Origin of the sequence: Chitinophaga niabensis (assembly GCF_039545795.1) — a bacterium.
In the GTDB taxonomy this organism is placed as follows: domain Bacteria; phylum Bacteroidota; class Bacteroidia; order Chitinophagales; family Chitinophagaceae; genus Chitinophaga; species Chitinophaga niabensis_B.
Window position 1 is genome coordinate 3642127 of record NZ_CP154260.1, and the last position, 16882, is coordinate 3659008.

At 47.1% G+C, this 16882-nt stretch carries 12 protein-coding genes; 8 read left to right on the forward strand and 4 right to left on the reverse strand.

The window, feature by feature from the left end; translation table 11 throughout:
- Positions 1-52: 52 nt before the first annotated feature.
- The 3 genes from AAHN97_RS14180 to AAHN97_RS14190 form a co-directional block, all read right to left on the reverse strand.
- A complete protein-coding gene (locus AAHN97_RS14180; protein ID WP_343302688.1) occupies positions 53-742 on the reverse strand; it encodes a response regulator transcription factor in 690 nt (229 codons plus the stop codon).
- Positions 739-2100: a sensor histidine kinase gene (locus tag AAHN97_RS14185; protein WP_343302689.1), complete on the reverse strand. Its 1362-nt coding sequence runs from the start codon at positions 2098-2100 to the stop codon at positions 739-741. Before AAHN97_RS14185 ends, AAHN97_RS14180 begins: the two co-directional genes overlap by 4 nt.
- 67 nt (positions 2101-2167) lie before the next feature.
- On the reverse strand, positions 2168-4408 hold the full coding sequence (locus tag AAHN97_RS14190; RefSeq protein WP_343302690.1) for a S9 family peptidase: 2241 nt from the start codon (positions 4406-4408) through the stop codon (positions 2168-2170).
- Positions 4409-4563: 155 nt separating this feature from the next.
- Between AAHN97_RS14190 and AAHN97_RS14195 the strand changes: the two genes are divergently transcribed.
- On the forward strand, positions 4564-5943 hold the full coding sequence (locus AAHN97_RS14195; protein ID WP_343302691.1) for an APC family permease: 1380 nt from the start codon (positions 4564-4566) through the stop codon (positions 5941-5943).
- Here AAHN97_RS14195 and AAHN97_RS14200 read toward each other — a convergent pair.
- Positions 5915-7054 carry an aldose epimerase family protein gene (locus AAHN97_RS14200; protein WP_343302692.1) on the reverse strand — a complete coding sequence of 380 codons (1140 nt, stop codon included), beginning with the start codon at positions 7052-7054 and terminating at the stop codon, positions 5915-5917. The genes AAHN97_RS14195 and AAHN97_RS14200 overlap by 29 nt on opposite strands.
- A 172-nt stretch (positions 7055-7226) precedes the next feature.
- Between AAHN97_RS14200 and AAHN97_RS14205 the strand changes: the two genes are divergently transcribed.
- From AAHN97_RS14205 to AAHN97_RS14235, 7 genes are all read left to right on the forward strand, one after another.
- Entirely contained in the window at positions 7227-9560 is a 2334-nt protein-coding gene (locus AAHN97_RS14205) for a glycoside hydrolase family 127 protein (RefSeq protein ID WP_343302693.1), read from the forward strand.
- Positions 9557-10267, forward strand: a complete 711-nt coding sequence (locus AAHN97_RS14210; RefSeq protein ID WP_343302694.1) for an NUDIX hydrolase — start codon at positions 9557-9559, stop codon at positions 10265-10267. Before AAHN97_RS14205 ends, AAHN97_RS14210 begins: the two co-directional genes overlap by 4 nt.
- A 79-nt stretch (positions 10268-10346) precedes the next feature.
- On the forward strand, positions 10347-11978 hold the full coding sequence (locus AAHN97_RS14215) for a ribulokinase (RefSeq protein WP_343302695.1): 1632 nt from the start codon (positions 10347-10349) through the stop codon (positions 11976-11978).
- A complete protein-coding gene (gene araD / locus AAHN97_RS14220; RefSeq protein WP_343302696.1) occupies positions 11975-12676 on the forward strand; it encodes an L-ribulose-5-phosphate 4-epimerase AraD in 702 nt (233 codons plus the stop codon). Before AAHN97_RS14215 ends, araD begins: the two co-directional genes overlap by 4 nt.
- 9 nt (positions 12677-12685) lie before the next feature.
- The gene (araA, locus tag AAHN97_RS14225) at positions 12686-14188 is read left to right on the forward strand and encodes an L-arabinose isomerase (protein WP_343302697.1); all 1503 of its coding nucleotides are present in this window, start codon (positions 12686-12688) and stop codon (positions 14186-14188) included.
- Positions 14189-14205: 17 nt separating this feature from the next.
- Positions 14206-15894 (forward strand): sodium:solute symporter family transporter, encoded by a 1689-nt coding sequence (locus AAHN97_RS14230; protein WP_343302698.1) that lies wholly within the window; start codon positions 14206-14208, stop codon positions 15892-15894.
- Positions 15895-15915: 21 nt separating this feature from the next.
- Positions 15916-16815: a DUF6528 family protein gene (locus AAHN97_RS14235; protein ID WP_343302699.1), complete on the forward strand. Its 900-nt coding sequence runs from the start codon at positions 15916-15918 to the stop codon at positions 16813-16815.
- Positions 16816-16882: the final 67 nt, after the last annotated feature.

Below are 16882 nucleotides of genomic sequence, written 5' to 3' on the forward strand. Positions count from 1 at the left end.
GCGGAATGGGTTAACGGGTATGTATGTAGTGTTAATGAATGTTAAAGCTTTGCTAGGCGATCAATTTAAACCCTACGCTGCGAACATTGATGATCTGTATAGAAGCATCCTGTTGCAGGTATTTACGGATGCGGGTGATGTAAACGTCCATGTTACGGGCATTAAAGAAACCATCATCTCCCCAGACATTGAGTAACATGGCTTTCCGGGGAGTTATTGCATTCAGGTGATCCGCCAGCATTTTTAAGATATCCGTTTCCCGTTGTGAGAGCCGCCGTACTTCTCCTTTAAAGTTTAACTCCTGGCGGTGGCTGTCGAACACATAAGCACCGATCTGGTAAATACCATTACCGGCTGCTTTCTTTGTTTTTAATTTCGAACGCCGCAACAGGCCCTGTACACGCAGTAATAATTCTTCGATGCTAAAGGGCTTTTTAATATAATCATCCGCGCCCACACTCAATCCGCGGAGCACATCGGCGGTAGTGGTTTTGGCGGTGAGGAATACAATGGGAATTTCTTCATCCGTCATCCTGATCTCTTCTACCAGGGTGATGCCATCCTTTTTGGGCATCATCACATCTACTACGCAAACCTCCGGGGAAAAGGAACGGAACATTTCCCAGCCCTCTTTGCCATTGGCGGCACAGCATACTTCAAAGCCGTTTAATTCCAGCGTTTCCCTGATCACGCTGGCCAGCACCTGCTCATCTTCTACCAATAACAGCCTGATCTTACTCATGTTCCGGGTATTTTAAAGGTGAACAAACTTCCGCTGCCGGGCGTGCTGGATACTTTAATACTGCCACCCAGCCTGTTCACTAATTCCTTCACATAACTGAGCCCAAGGCCATAACCTTTCACATCGTGCAGGTTCCCTTGCGGCACACGGTAAAATTTATCGAAGATAAAAGGAAGGTGTTCTTTACTGATGCCAATACCATTATCTGTTACGCTAAAAAGGTAGCTGGTATCCTGCTGCTTTACGCGCAGTTCTATCCGTTTCTCCGGCTTGTCTGCATATTTAATGGAATTATCCACCAGGTTGTTCAGGATCGTAAACAATGATTCCCGGTGCGTATGCACTACGGTTTCCGTTACTTCCATCACTGTGGTGATATAAACGCCGGGCAGGTGAATGTAACGTTGCTGCACCATATTGAGCACCTCCGGCAACAGTACTTCGTTACTTTCAGCCAACGCGGTACCGTTCTCCATTTTAGACAGGTTGAGGATTTCTTCTATATGCCCCTGTAATTTATTCAGTTCGTCTTTAGATAAGCGCAGGTATCTTTCCGTTTTGGTTTTATCATCCATCCCGTTATAGGTCAGCAGCGATTCATTAATGGTGCTCAGAATGGCTACGGGTGTTTTCAGTTCATGCGTGATATTACTGATGAAATCACTGCGCATGGCTTCCAGTGCTTTCTGCCGCATAATGATACGCCACAATGCCCATATACAGCCTGCAACGATCAGCAATAAGACAAGGGAGATGATCACCGGTCCGCTCATCTTCTTCATGAGATAATTTCCCACACCGGAAAAACGGGCATGAAGCTGGTTATCCGGCTCTGATACAGACAAGGGTATACTAATGTGATATCCGGTAGTATCCGTCTTTTTTGCATAAGATAATTGAACTCCTACGGCAATACCTCGTGTAGCCAATTCTTTTCTGTAGGCTTTTAACACTTTTTGACTATCCGGCCGCAGCCCCGGGGTGTTGGACAATATGCCGGAAAGAAATGGCTGCAGGTTCTCGCGCGACATGGTAGTGGTACGGGCATCTTTCAAAGTGGATTCACGTAAGTTCATGGTATCAGAGGCTATAATAGTGCTGCTGAAGGTAATTTCATTGTCCTCCATTACATCCCTGATGGCGCTGTCTATATCTTTGGGGGAGGAATGCAGCTGTTTCATCTGCAGGGTTACCAGGCTTTCCATAAAAGCCTGGTCATATGTATACTGCAATACATCCTTCGCCTGGTTGTAAAAAGCCTTCCGCTGCTCCCTGTAGGTAGCCATCAGCCAGTACGTCTGGAATGCCAGCACAGTGAGTACAGTAGGCAATATGATCCACCAGATCCGTTTATACATGCCGTAAATGTACGTGCAGATCAGTATTCGTGCATCAATGTTTTAACACTCTTTAACAAATCTCCTGTTACTTTATCACCAAAGGCGTTTCCACGCCTAACAGGTGCCGCACAAAGAAATTCCGCTTCCGCAACCTGCCATAAGGGCCTCCATCACTATGCCCCATTCCCGGGATCGGTAAGAACTCAAACTCCTTATTACATTTGATCAGTGCATCCGCTACGCGGTAGGTAGATTCCGGTGGCACATTGGTATCTGCTTCTCCCACGATCAGCAGCAACTTGCCCTGTAATTTATCCACGTTGGTGATGTTGCTCTGCTCATCGTAATGTTTGCCAACAGGATACCCCATCCACTGTTCGTTCCACCATTGCTTATCCACCCGGTTATCATGGCAGCCGCAGGAAGAAACGGCCGCTTTATAAAACTCAGGATGGAACAGTAAAGCCGCCAATGCATTCTGGCCGCCTGCGGAGGTTCCATACAGGCCCACGCGGTTTGTATCTGCATAGGGGTATTTCGTGCCGAGGGCTTTCATCCATAAGATCCTGTCAGGGAAACCGGCATCTGCAATATTCTTCCAGCAAACATCATGAAAGGCTTTTGAACGGTTGGCTGTGCCCATACCATCTATCTGCACTACAATGAAACCGAGTTCTGCCATGCTTTGCATTTCCCCGAAAGTTCCCATGAAAGTTTTAGGCACAAAAGCATCATGCGGACCGGCGTAGATATTTTCAATGATGGGATATTTTTTGGCAGGGTCAAATTTAGAAGGCCTGCAAACAATGCCCCAGATGTCTGTAACCCCATCCCTTCCCTTTGCTACAAAAGGCTCTACCGGCGGTATGCCTGTTTTGAAAAATTCCGTAGCATCTGCGCGTTCTATCTCCGCTATTTTCTTACCGTTACTGGTCAGCCGCAGTTCTGTAACAGGCGGCATATTCACCTGTGAATAGGTATCGAGATAATATTTCTTATCATTAGAAAGCGCGATCACATGCTGCCCTTTTTCCGGTGTCATCTGTACCAGGTTTTTACCATCAAATCCAATGCGGTAGTAATGGATAAAATAAGGGTCTTCACCTGCGTGCATGCCACTGGCCCTGAACCATATTTCTCTCTTCTTTTCATCCACACTATCAATGTTACGCACTACCCATTCTCCCTGCGTAATTGTATTTTTAATATTGCCGCTGAGGCCATCTATCAAATACAAATGCCGCCAGCCATCCTTTTCAGAGGACCATACTATTTCATTTGTAGCAGGTAGATACTCCGTGAAGATGCGCGATTCATAAATAAAGGTTTTGGCTTTTTCATCCAGCAATGTACGTGTGGTCCCAGATTGTGCATCCACTTCAATGATCCTGAAACGCTGATGCCCTCGGTCTACTTTCTCATAGCTGAAATACCTTGGATCATCCTTGCGCCAATGTAATACAGGGGCTTCAAAAAAGTCCAGCAGTTCTGTGTTTACTTTTATGCCACTGCGTTGCCCAATGGGGAACAGGTGCATCTCATAAGTAGTGAAAGGATCGCCGGGTTGTTTGTAATTCTGCGAGCGTAATTGTCCGCGTTTAGTACCTGATACACTGGTGAGTACATAATATACCAGGGTATCCAGTGCAGGATTGGTAAGATAACCTACCAGATATTTGCTATCCGGGGACCAGGCCAACTCTGCATAAGGTTTTTCTTTAGTGCCATTGGTGGTATATTGTATGGTGTCTTTAGTTGCTGCGTTACGGATGAATACATTCCCTTCTTTGATGAAGGCATGCCACTTCTTATCCGGCGATTCACTTTTTGTGGAAAAACTTTGCCAGCGGCTGCGGCGGAATACTCTATCCGGGTATACACGTTGAGGGAAACTATCTTTCTTTGTGAGCTGATAGGTATTCAGATCACACTCCCAGTATTTCCCTTTTACTTCCAGCATGGCCGTTTTGGTACCGATATCCATCCGGGTGATATTCAAACGCAGTGGGTCCTGTTCCAGGGCAGCAGCCAGTTTTGCATGATCAAATGCAGGGCGTTTTTTACCCGTGGCTGCATCTGCGAGGATGTATTCCTTTACTGAATCCTTGAGGGTGTTCACATACCAGAAACTCCGGCCATCTACAGACCAGTTAGCTCTCACCGTACTTTTGAATACAGTGTTCCGGCTGATGCTATCCAATAGGCGGGCATGTTTATACCGGCCTGTCATTTCCTCCTCATCCGGGTGGTAAGGGAGTTGTTGCGCGCTGAGGGAACTGGTCCGGATCAGCAGCAGCATGATACAGAAGAACTTATGCTTCAGCATATAACTGTTTTAATCTCCTGTAAAGTGGGCACATTTTACAGGAATTGATTTACGCATTTTAACCATAAGTGTACTGATTTTATCCTTTCAATTTTGAGCAGAAACGGTTAATAATTACAAAGTGTTCTCCTCTCCTGCTGGTTAGCTTTACTTTAATGAATAACTTTAAACCCTCCCTCAGCCTCTTAGACGCTACCATGGTAGTAGCAGGCAGCATGATCGGCTCCGGTATTTTTATTGTAAGTGCAGACATTACCCGGCTCACCGGAAGTTCCGGCTGGCTTTTGCTGGTATGGCTTATCACCGGCTTTATGACCCTCACGGCGGCATTGAGTTATGGAGAACTGAGTGCCATGTTCCCCAAAGCAGGCGGCCAGTATGTATACCTGAAAGAAGCCTACAATCCGCTAACGGGTTTTGTGTATGGATGGAGTTTCTTTACGGTGGTACAAACCGCTACCATTGCGGCAGTAGGTGTTGCCTTTGCTAAATTCACGGCTTATATTATTCCTTATTTCAGCGAAGACATTCTTGTGTGGAAGAACATTTCCCGGGCGCAGTTATTATCTATCGCCGTGATCTTCCTGTTGACCTTTATTAATACCAGGGGTATCAAAAGCGGCAAACTGGTGCAGACCACTTTAACCCTTATCAAACTATTCAGCCTGGCTGCCCTGATCATTTGTGGCCTGGTGTTATTAAAACCGGATGTATGGGCTGCCAACTGGGAAAATCCCTGGCACCTGCATTCCATCACCACCACCGGATCTTACACCATCATCGCAGCATTAGGTGCTATTGCAGCAGCTATGGTAGGTTCCATTTTCAGCAGCGATTCCTGGAACAATATCGCTTTCATTGCAGGAGAAGTAAAGAACCCGCAGCGCAACATTGGCCTCAGCTTATTCCTGGGTACACTGATAGTTACCTTCCTGTATATCCTCGCTAACATTACTTACATCGCGGTATTGCCTTTACAGGAAATTGCTTTTGCGGAGAAAGACAGGGTGGCCGTAGCAGCTTCGCATGTGATGTTCGGCAAAGCAGGAACTGTATTGATCGCGGCCATGATCATGATCTCTACTTTTGGCTGCAACAATGGCCTGATACTGGCGGGTGCCAGGGTATATTATACCATGGCCAATGATGGTTTGTTCTTCCGCAGGGCGGGGAAACTCAACCAGGCAGCCGTTCCTGAATTTGCTTTGTGGATCCAGTGTATTGTTGCCTGTGCCTGGAGTATCAGCGGTAAATATGGCCAGTTATTGGATATGATCTCTTTTGTAGTAGTGGGTTTCTATATGCTTACCATTGCAGGCATTTTTATCCTGCGCAAAAAAAGACCGAATGCCGAACGCCCGTATAAAGCATTCGGCTACCCGGTACTACCCATCATTTATATTGTGATGGGCCTGAGTTTCTGTATCCTGCTGATCATTTACAAACCCGGTTTTACCTGGCCCGGATTGCTCATTGCACTTGCAGGGATCCCTGTTTATTATCTTGTTACTTCGTCCCGAACTGGTAAACCGTAGTTTGTGTATAACGCTCGCCTGGTTTCAGGATCACGTTAGGGAAAGAAGGCTGGTTCGGAGAATCAGGATAGTGCTGTGCTTCCAGGCAAAGCCCTGCGTTCTTGCCATATTTGGCTCCGTTACGGGTATGCTGTAAGCTGCCATCCAGGAAGTTACCGGTGTAGAACTGAATGCCGGGCTCTGAAGTAGAGATGGTCATCAGTCTTCCGCTGCCAGGATGATACAGGGTACCGATCACGGCAAAACCTGATTTATCAAATACCCAGTTATGGTCGTATCCGCCTTTCACTTCTGCAATATGTTCACCAATACGGGTAGGCGCGGTGAAGTCCATTGGTGTGCCTTTTACCGGCTCTATTTTACCTGTTGGGATCAGCTTATCATTTACCGGTGTATAGCTGGGCGCATTGAGTTGCAGCACATGGTCCAGGATCGTAGAATCCTTGCCGGCAGATAAGTTAAAGTAAGTATGCTGTGTGAGGTTCACCGGTGTTGGTTTACTGGTGGTAGCCACGTATTCCAGCTTCAGGGCATTGTCTGCCGTGAGGGTATAGATCACTTTGGCATCCAGGGCACCAGGATAACCTTCTTCGCCGTCCGCACTGGTATATTCCAGCAGGAGGCTGCTATCTCCGGGTAAAGGTGTCACTTTCCAGATCACTTTATCAAAACCTTTCAGGCCACCGTGCAGGCTGTTACCGTTATTATTGGCAGCCAGTTTATATTCGTTACTATCTATTTTAAAGCTTGCATTGGCAATGCGGTTGGCATAACGGCCCACCAGGGTACCGAAATAAGGGTTGCCTGTTTGTACATATCCTGCGAGCGAATCGTAAGAAAGCACCACATTCCCCGGTTCTCCATTTTTATCTTTTACAAGAATGTCTGTGATAACGCCCCCGTAATTCAGAACCTTTACTACCATGCCGCTGTCGTTTGTGAGGGTATATTGCAAAACTTCCTGGCCGCCCAGGTCGCCATAATGCACAGGTGCGGGCACAACGGTGGAATCTGCACTGGTCTTTTGCTCTGAGGACTGGTTGTTACAGGCTGAGGTAACAATCAGACTGCCGGTAATGATAGTCATAATCGTAGAGAGTTTTTTAAACATGATGATCCTTGTTTAAGTGTTTGCGTGGTTAATCCTTAAATATCCGGATTAAATTCTAAAAAATCCAGACAAATATTTAAATTGTCAGTACCACATTTAATTATCAATATCTGTATACTATTTGCGAAATATTGAAAAGTGGATCTTTGAATTGCATGCTAGCTTTATTCATATGAATAAACTGTTGATCGCCGTACTATTGTTGTTGAGCAGTATAACAGCATTTGCGCAATCCCTGGTACCGGAATGGAAAGATGCCCGTATTAAAATGCCTTTGCAGGCAAACATCCGGGCCTATGCATTTAACCTGGCGGATGTTCGTTTACTGGAAGGTCCTTTTCAGACGGCCATGCAGGCAGAAGCCAAATACCTTTTACAGATAGAACCGGACAGGCTCCTGTCTGATTTCCGTGCACATGCAGGCCTTACGCCCAAAGGAGAGAAATACGGGGGCTGGGAGTCTTCAGGGCTTGCAGGTCATTCCCTGGGGCATTACCTTTCTGCCTGTGCCATGCAGTATGCCGCTTCCGGCGATACTGCCTTCCTGCATCGTGTAAATTATATCGTGGATGAACTGGAAGTTTGCAGGCGCGGGGGGTATGTTGGTGCTATTCCCAATGAAGACAGTATGTGGGCAGAAGTGAAAGCAGGCAATATCCGTACCCGTGGATTTGACCTCAATGGCGCATGGGCACCCTGGTATACTGTGCATAAGATCATGGCCGGTTTGCTGGATGCCAATTTATACTGCGGTAATAAAAAAGCCCTGGTGATCAATGAAGGCATTGCCAACTGGGCGGGTACTATTATCCAAAACCTGAACCATGAGCAATTGCAGAAGATGCTGTTCTGCGAATATGGCGGCATGAGTGAAACCCTGGTGAACACATGGGCTTTAACCGGCAACAAAAAATACCTGGACCTCAGTTACAAATTCTACGATACCCGCATACTGGATTCCCTGGCGGCAGGGATAGATATCCTCCCCGGCAAACACTCCAATACCCAGATCCCCAAAGTGATCGGGGGCATTCGCCGGCATGAGCTGAACCTCGATAAAAAAGATGCGGACATTGCCCACTTTTTCTGGAACACCGTTACCAAACATCATTCTTATGCCACCGGCGGGAACAGCAATTATGAATATTTCGGCCCGGCAGATAAACTGAGCGAAACGCTTACGGACAACACCACAGAAACCTGCAACACGTATAATATGCTCAAGCTGACGCGCCATTTATTTGCGCTGAAGCCGGATGCCGCTTATATGGATTATTACGAAAAGGCCCTGTACAATCACATCCTGGCCTCCCAGCATCATGAGTCAGGCATGGTCTGTTATTTCGTGTCCCTGCGGATGGGAGGCACCAAAGAATACAGTAACCCCTGGCATTCTTTCACCTGCTGTGTAGGCTCGGGCATGGAAAATCATGTGAAATACGGGGAAAGCATTTATGCCCGCGGGGAAGACGGCAGTTTATATGTGAACCTCTTCATTCCCTCCACCCTGGATTGGAAAGAACGGGGCGTAAAGATTAAGCAGGAAACTACCCTGCCGGATATGAAGCTGACTATTACAGGATCCGGCTCCTTCCCTATCCGTATCCGCAAACCGCATTGGGTTTTAAAAGCAAAGATCCTTATTAACGATAAAGAACAGGTTTTATCACCTGATGCCAATGGCTACCTGGTACTGCAACGGAAATGGAAAAACGGGGATGTGATCCAACTCAATTACCCGCAAACCCTTTATACGGAATCCATGCCGGACAATCCGAACCGCAGGGCTATCTTTTACGGCCCCACTTTACTGGCCGGCCTGCTGGGAGATAAAGAACCAGACCCCGTAAAAGGTGTACCTGTTATTGTAACAGATCAGGCCAACCCGGCCAGCTGGATGGATGCCTCTTTTGTAACAAAGGAAACGGGTATCCGCATGGTGCCTTTCCATGACACTAAAAATCAATACTATAGCGTATACTGGGATGTGTTCAGTCCTGCCGCCTGGGCAGAACAGCAAAAAGTGTATGAGGCACACAAAAAAGAGGCCCGGGAACTGGAGGACCTTACCCTGGATATCCTGCGGCCCGGGGAAATGCAGCCGGAGCGGGACCATGATTTTACCGGGGAAAAACTGCATACAGAAGAGGAACATGGAAAGAAATGGCGCATGGCAGCACCGGGAGGATTCTTCTCCTTCAACATGAAAGTACAGCCCGAAGGAGGCAATACCATTATATGCAGTTACTGGGGTATGGATAACCGGGGCCGGACATTTGACATACAGGTGAACGGGGTCACCATTGCCACGGAAGACCTAAATAAGTATAAAGCCAGCAAGTTTTACGATATTAGCTACAAAATTCCCGGGGAACTGACCAAAGGGAAAACCACCGTAACCATAAAATTTGCCCCTAAGCCACAAAACAGCGCAGGACCTTTATACGGAGTACGGATGATCAAAAACAAAACAATATTAACCACAGGATTAAAAGAGCACCAGTGAAAATATCTCATTATTCAGGAAAGAACAAAATGCTGTTAGCGGTTGATTGCATCATTTTCGGATTCGATGGAACAGAATTAAAACTATTACTGATAAAAAGAGGATTTGAACCTGAGCAGGGCCGCTGGAGCCTCATGGGCGGATTTGTACAGCCGAAGGAAACATTGGATAATGCCGCTGCCCGCATCCTGCACGAACTGACAGGATTGAAGGATGTATACATGGAACAACTGCATGCCTTCGGGGAAGTAGAACGCGATCCCATTGAAAGAACAGTATCCGTGGTATACACCAGCCTGATAGATATCAATGAGTATAAAAAACAGATCAATAACGACTTCCATTCTGAATGGTTCCCGCTGAAAAAGATACCATCCCTGATCTTTGACCACCGGGATATGGTGGAAATGGCAAAAGAAAAGCTGCGCTATAAAGCAGCCTTCCACCCCATTGTATTTGAAATGCTGCCGGAGAAATTCACCCTCCCGCAACTCCAAAGCCTGTATGAAGGGATCTACGGCTCCCTGATGGACAAAAGGAACTTCTCCCGGAAAGTATTGTCAACCGGACTATTAATAAAACAGAAGGACAAGGAACGTTTAAGTTCCAAAAGAGGCGCTTTTTACTACAAACTGGATAAGCGCAAATACCAGACAAAATTCAATGCCTTCCTGAATTTTATTCCCAATCCCAACAATCTTAACTAATTTTTTTTCCAGATAATGGAAAAGATGGGAATTTTTTTGCTACTTTACTTAAGTGTCGCATTGACAATAATAATTCCACATGAAAGATTCTTATGTAATAGGGGTAGATTATGGCACAGATTCTGTCCGCTCCATTCTTGTAAATGCCCATACCGGGGAGGAGATCTCCGCAGCAGTATTTTATTATCCGCGCTGGAAGGATGGCCTGTATTGTGATGCCGCCAGGAATCGTTTCCGGCAGCATCCGCTGGACTACCAGGAAGGGCTGGAACATACTATCCGTACCTGTTTAAAACTGGCCGGGCCAGCTGCCGCCCGTGCGGTACGTGCTATTTCTGTAGATACAACAGGTTCCACACCGGTGGCAGTGGATGAAAGCGGAACGCCCCTGGCTTTAACCCCGGGATTTGAACAGAATCCCAATGCCATGTTTGTGCTGTGGAAAGATCATACGGCTACAAAAGAAGCCGCGCAGATCAATGCGCATGCTGCCAGCTTTCCTGTAAACTACCTGCAGTTTGTAGGCGGCATTTATTCCTCCGAATGGTTCTGGGCCAAACTCCTGCATGTTTTAAGAGTGGATGAACAGGTGCGCAGCGCCTGCCATTCCTGGGTGGAACATTGCGACTGGATACCTTTCCTCCTTACAGGCGGCACACATATTTCTCAAATGAAACGCGGTACCTGCAGCGCAGGACATAAAGCATTGTGGGCTGCGGAATTTAATGGCCTGCCGCCGAATGAATTCTTTTCTTCGCTGGACCCACTGCTGAACTGTTATACCTCCCGCCTCTTCTCACAAACCTATACGGCAGATAAAGCCGCAGGGCACCTTGCTCCCGCATGGGCAGAACGCCTTGGTCTTTCTACGGAAGTACTGGTAGGTACCGGCGCATTTGATGCACACATGGGAGCTGTTGGCGGTCAGATAGAACCTTATCATCTCAGTAAAGTAATGGGCACTTCTACCTGCGATATGCTGGTAGCGCCCGTGGATGAAGTAGCCGGTAAACTTGTGAAAGGTATCTGCGGACAGGTACCAGGCTCTGTGATCCCAGGTATGATGGGTATGGAAGCAGGCCAGAGTTCTTTCGGCGATGCCTATGCATGGTTCAGAGACCTGCTTAGCTGGCCACTCCAATATTTTAAACAACCTGCGGATATCATTGAGCAACTCATACCGGAATTGACTAAACAGGCAGCATTAATTCCTCCGGAAGAACATACCGGCATTGCACTGGATTGGCTGAATGGCAGACGCACACCGGATGCCAATCAATTGCTCAAAGGTGCCATCACTGGTTTAGACCTTGCCAGCAGTGCCCCACAAATATTCCGTTCCATTATTGAATCCACCTGCTTTGGCGCCAAAGCGATTGCAGACAGGTTTAACCAGGAAGGGATTCCTGTAAAAGGCCTGATAGGTATGGGAGGCGTAGCAAGAAAATCACCACAGATCATGCAGATCATGGCGGACGTAATGAATATGCCATTGCGCATTCACCGTTCTGATCAAACCTGCGCAGCCGGTGCAGCGATGTTTGCTGCTACAGTAGCAGGGATCTATGATAAAGTAGAAGATGCAATGCAGGCCATGGGGCAGGGTTTTGACATTACTTATCACCCCAATCCCGCACATGCGGCCATCTATGCAAAACGTTATCAGCAATACCAGGCATTAGGAAATTTCATCGAACAACAAACCGTATGAAAAGTAAATACCAGCAATTGAAAGAAACCGCCTATGCCGCTAATATGCAATTACCGGCACTGGACCTGGTGCTTTTTACTTTCGGTAATGTGAGCGCTGCAGATCAGAACCTTGGTGTATTTGCCATCAAACCCAGTGGTGTGCCTTATACGGAACTCACTGTTGACAGTATGGTGATCGTGGATTTTGAGGGCAATACCGTTGAAGGTGATCTGCGTCCTTCCTCTGATACCCGTACACATGCCGTATTATACAAACACTGGAAGAACATCGGCGGCATTGTGCACACACATTCCCTCTATGCCACAGCATGGGCACAAACCTTACAGGACATCCCCATCTATGGCACCACACATGCAGATCATACCACGGCAGACATTCCATGCGCTCCTCCTATGTCTGACGAAATGATAGCCGGCAACTATGAATACCAGACCGGCTTCCAGATCATGCAGGCACTGGAAGAAAGAGGAATGAACTACGAAGAAGTGGAAATGATCCTCGTAGGCAATCATGCTCCTTTCACCTGGGGGAAAACAGCTGAGAAAGCAGTATACAACAGCGCAGTACTGGAAAACATTGCTCATATGGCATTCCTTACGCAACAGATCCGCCTGGATGCACCACGCTTAAAGGATGCACTGATCAAAAAACATTATGAACGAAAACATGGCCCGGATTCCTATTACGGCCAATAAACTTTAAACATGAGTGAACTTAAGCAACTGGAAGTATGGTTTGTAACCGGAAGTCAGCACCTATATGGAGAAGAAACATTATTACAGGTAGCGGAACACGCAAAGGTGATCGCAGCAGCGCTGAATGATTCACCGGAAATACCGGTATCCATCGTTTGGAAACCTACGCTGAAATCAACAGAGGAGATCAGCCACCTCATCGTGGAAGCCAATAGCACCAAACAGGTGATAGGGCTCATAGCATGGATGCATACCTTCTCCCCTGCTAAAATGTGGATAGGCGGACTGAAGGCTTTGCAAAAACCTTTATTGCACCTGCACACACAGTTCAACCGTGATATCCCCTGGGGCACTATAGACATGGATTTCATGAACCTCAACCAGAGTGCGCATGGCGACCGGGAATTTGGTTTCATGGTGAGCCGTCTGCGTATGAACAGGAAAGTAACAGCAGGCCACTGGCAGGACCCCGAAGTGATCAAAGATATCAATGCCTGGACACGTACTGCAGCAGGCTGGCACGACTGGCAGGGTGCACGTTTTGTACGTTTCGGTGACAACATGCGTTTTGTGGCGGTAACAGATGGTGATAAAGTAGAAGCAGAATACAAATTCGGTTATTCTGTAAATACACATGGCATCGGCGATCTCACCAAGGTGATAGATGCTGTGAGTACACATGCTGTAGATGTACTCGTAAAAGAATACGAAGACCGTTATGCATTGGCCAGTTCTTTACGCAAAGGCAATGAACAGCATGCTGCATTACGGGAAGCCGCACGCATTGAACTAGGTTTACAGGCGTTCCTGGAAGACGGGAACTTCAAAGGTTTTACAGATACATTTGAAGACCTGCATGGCATGCAGCAATTACCGGGCATTGCCGCGCAACGCCTCATGGCAAAAGGTTACGGCTTTGCGGGAGAAGGAGACTGGAAAACGGCCGCATTGGTACGTGCCATGAAAGTAATGGGCAGCGGCCTGCCGGGTGGCAACTCCTTCATGGAAGACTATACCTATCATTTCAACCCGGATAACTCCATGGTACTGGGCTCACACATGCTGGAGATCTGCGAATCCATTGCAGAAGGCCAAGCTTCCTGTGAAATACATCCTTTGGGCATTGGCGGCAAATCAGATCCCGTTCGCCTGGTGTTCAATGCAGCAGCAGGCCCTGCCCTGAATGCTTCCATTGTGGATATGGGCAACCGCTTCCGCTTAATTGTCAATGAAGTGATGGCGGTTAAACCCATGCATAATTTACCTAAACTTCCTGTAGCAAGGGTGCTCTGGAAACCTTATCCTGACATGAAAACAGGTTGTGCCGCATGGATCCTTGCAGGAGGTGCACATCATACCTGTTACAGTCAGAATTTAACTTCTACACAGCTGGAAGACTTTGCGGAGATCGCGAACATAGAATGTGTGCTGATCGATAAACATACCCAACTCCGGCAACTGAAAAATGAATTACGATGGAATGAAGCGGCCTACATGATCAATCCAAAATAATAATCAGCCAACACGTTATGAGCAATCACCTCGCATTATCAGACTATCTGGTGTTTATCACCTATTTCCTGCTTGTTGCTTCCTTTGGATACTGGATATACCGCAGAAAGCAAAAGGCTTCCCTGAACACAAAAGACTTCTTCCTGGCAGAAGGCTCCCTTACCTGGTGGGCCATCGGCGCATCCCTCATTGCTTCCAATATTTCCGCGGAGCAGTTCATTGGTATGAGCGGAGAAGGATTTTTTGTGGGCATAGCCGTCGCGGCTTATGAATGGATCGCAGCCATTGCACTGATCATTATTGCAGTATGGTTCATCCCGGTGTACCTGAAGAACAAGATCTACACCATGCCGCAATTCCTGAAAATGCGGTATAATGAAACGGTAGCGCTGATCATGGCGGTGTTCTGGTTGTTCCTCTATGTGTTTGTGAACCTTACTTCCATTCTCTACCTGGGTGCTGTGGCCATCAATGGACTGGCCGGCGGAGAATACCTGCATGTTATTATGTTAGGGCTGGCATTCTTTGCACTGATCATTACCCTTGGCGGTATGAAAGTGATCGGCTATACGGATGTGATACAGGTAGCTGTACTGATCATCGGCGGGCTGGCCACTACTTATCTTGCCCTTACCATGGTATCGGAAAAGTTCGGTCTTGGCAGCGATGCCATTGCTGGTTTTAAAGTAATGATGAAGGACGCACCGGAGCATTTTAAAATGATCCTGCCTAAACCTACAGCAGCATCTACCCAGATTGAAATTGACAGGTATGTGGTGCTCCCCGGTATTGCCATGTATTTTGCAGGCCAGTGGATCGTGAACCTCAATTACTGGGGCTGTAACCAATATATCACACAACGTGCGCTGGGTGCTAACCTGGAAACCGCCCGTACCGGCATCCTCTTTGCAGGTTTCCTGAAACTGATGATGCCTGTGATAGTAATGCTGCCTGGTATTGCTGCATATGTATTATACAAGAATGGTCACCTTCCCCAACTGGAAGGCGGCAGTAAGGATGGTGCGTATTCCGCTATCCTGGGCTTTCTTCCCAATGGGCTGAAAGGTTTATCCATTGCCGCATTAACCGCTGCCATTGTGGCTTCGCTGGCTGGTAAGGCCAATAGTATCTCTACTATTTTCACGCTGGATATTTACAAGAAATACTTTGATAAAGAAGCAGATGAGAAAAAGCTGGTATGGGTCGGCAGGGCTACCATCTGGCTGGCGATGCTCATTGCCGTGATCTTTACCTGGGAGGACCTGCTGGGCATAGGGGGTGAAGGAGGATTTACCTTTATCCAGAAATATACCGGGTTTATCAGTCCCGGGGTATTTGCGATGTTCATCCTGGGTATGTTCTGGAAAAGGACTACCGGGGTAGCAGCCATTGCAGGTGTGCTTACCGGGTTCCTGCTCTCTGTTTTCTTCAATAGTTTTGCTGTGCCTATGTTTGGCACCAACACTTTATTCTATACCGCTTATCCTGATGGTAAGGGTGGTTTTGTGATCCCCTTCCTCATCTGTATGGGCCTCTCCTTCCTGTTCACCATGATTGTGATGGTATTGCTCAGTCTTGCCGGGCCAAAGGTAAATCCAAAGGCATTTGAACTGGATAAGGAGATGTTTAAACTGAAGCCCACCACGATTGTAATGATTGTGTTAACATTGATGATCCTTACGGCGTTGTACGCAAAATTCTGGTAAACTTTTTGTAATTATGTCGCCATGATAAGTGCATTGATGATCATCGGCAGCATAATTGCCCAACCGGATACCAGCATTATACTTTCTGAACAATCAGAACACCGTGTAGCCATTGCTGATATCAATACGAAGAAAATTACCTGGGAATGGAAACCAGCATCTTCCAACGTAAAACCGGAGCATGCCAAATGGTTTTCCAGTATCAGTGATGCCAAACTGGTGTATGACGGGAAATATGTGCTCACGGTTGCCTCCGGTGGCGGCGTGGCATTGATCCGTATTGCGGATAAGAAAACCGTGTTCTATGCTTACGCAGGTGGCAATACCCACTCCGCGGAGTTACTGCCGGATGGAAATATTGTTGCGGCGTCCAGCCATGGGAATTTCCTGATGCTGTTTAAAGTGGATACCCTCCATTTCCCGGAGAATGTATATACCAAAAAGGTGTTCATTGAATTCGGGCATAATGCGGTGTGGGACAATAAACGCCAGCTGTTATGGTCTGCGGGGCTGAGCCAGTTGAAATCTTTCACTTATAATTTCAATTGTTTGCAACCGGATCTGGTACTAAAAGATTCCATTCCCCTCGAAGGCACTGAAGCGCATGATCTCTTTCCCGTTTATGGAAAAGATGCTTTGTGGCTGACCAATAACGAAGGGGTGTACCAGTTTGATATTGCAACAAAGAAGATCACAAGGGCGGATGTACCACAAAGTAAAATAAAGAGCGTATCATCCGGCCCTGCAGGTTATCCGGTGATTGTGCTGCAGCCTAATGAATCCTGGTGGTCCAATGAAGTGCTGGATGCACAAGGCAAGCCGGTATTTAGTCAGAAGGGATTGAGGATCTACAAGGCGCGCTGGAACCTGGTGAATACATTCAGTTATCCGGCGAATGATGTAATAAAAGTTTGCAAATAACTCATATAGAAAAGGGGGCGTCTCAAAAGTAATTTGATGAGCTTGAGAATCGCGTAAACGAAGATTC

What these genes read in the sequence shown, in the direction of transcription:
- AAHN97_RS14180 (WP_343302688.1), bottom strand. Translation starts at nt 742, where the DNA reads ATGAGTAAGATCAGGCTGTTATTGGTAGAAGATGAGCAGGTGCTGGCC.
- AAHN97_RS14185 (WP_343302689.1), bottom strand. Translation starts at nt 2,100, where the DNA reads ATGTATAAACGGATCTGGTGGATCATATTGCCTACTGTACTCACTGTG.
- AAHN97_RS14190 (WP_343302690.1), bottom strand. Translation starts at nt 4,408, where the DNA reads ATGCTGAAGCATAAGTTCTTCTGTATCATGCTGCTGCTGATCCGGACC.
- AAHN97_RS14195 (WP_343302691.1), top strand. Translation starts at nt 4,564, where the DNA reads ATGAATAACTTTAAACCCTCCCTCAGCCTCTTAGACGCTACCATGGTA.
- AAHN97_RS14200 (WP_343302692.1), bottom strand. Translation starts at nt 7,054, where the DNA reads ATGTTTAAAAAACTCTCTACGATTATGACTATCATTACCGGCAGTCTG.
- AAHN97_RS14205 (WP_343302693.1), top strand. Translation starts at nt 7,227, where the DNA reads ATGAATAAACTGTTGATCGCCGTACTATTGTTGTTGAGCAGTATAACA.
- AAHN97_RS14215 (WP_343302695.1), top strand. Translation starts at nt 10,347, where the DNA reads ATGAAAGATTCTTATGTAATAGGGGTAGATTATGGCACAGATTCTGTC.
- araD (WP_343302696.1), top strand. Translation starts at nt 11,975, where the DNA reads ATGAAAAGTAAATACCAGCAATTGAAAGAAACCGCCTATGCCGCTAAT.
- araA (WP_343302697.1), top strand. Translation starts at nt 12,686, where the DNA reads ATGAGTGAACTTAAGCAACTGGAAGTATGGTTTGTAACCGGAAGTCAG.
- AAHN97_RS14230 (WP_343302698.1), top strand. Translation starts at nt 14,206, where the DNA reads ATGAGCAATCACCTCGCATTATCAGACTATCTGGTGTTTATCACCTAT.
- AAHN97_RS14235 (WP_343302699.1), top strand. Translation starts at nt 15,916, where the DNA reads ATGATAAGTGCATTGATGATCATCGGCAGCATAATTGCCCAACCGGAT.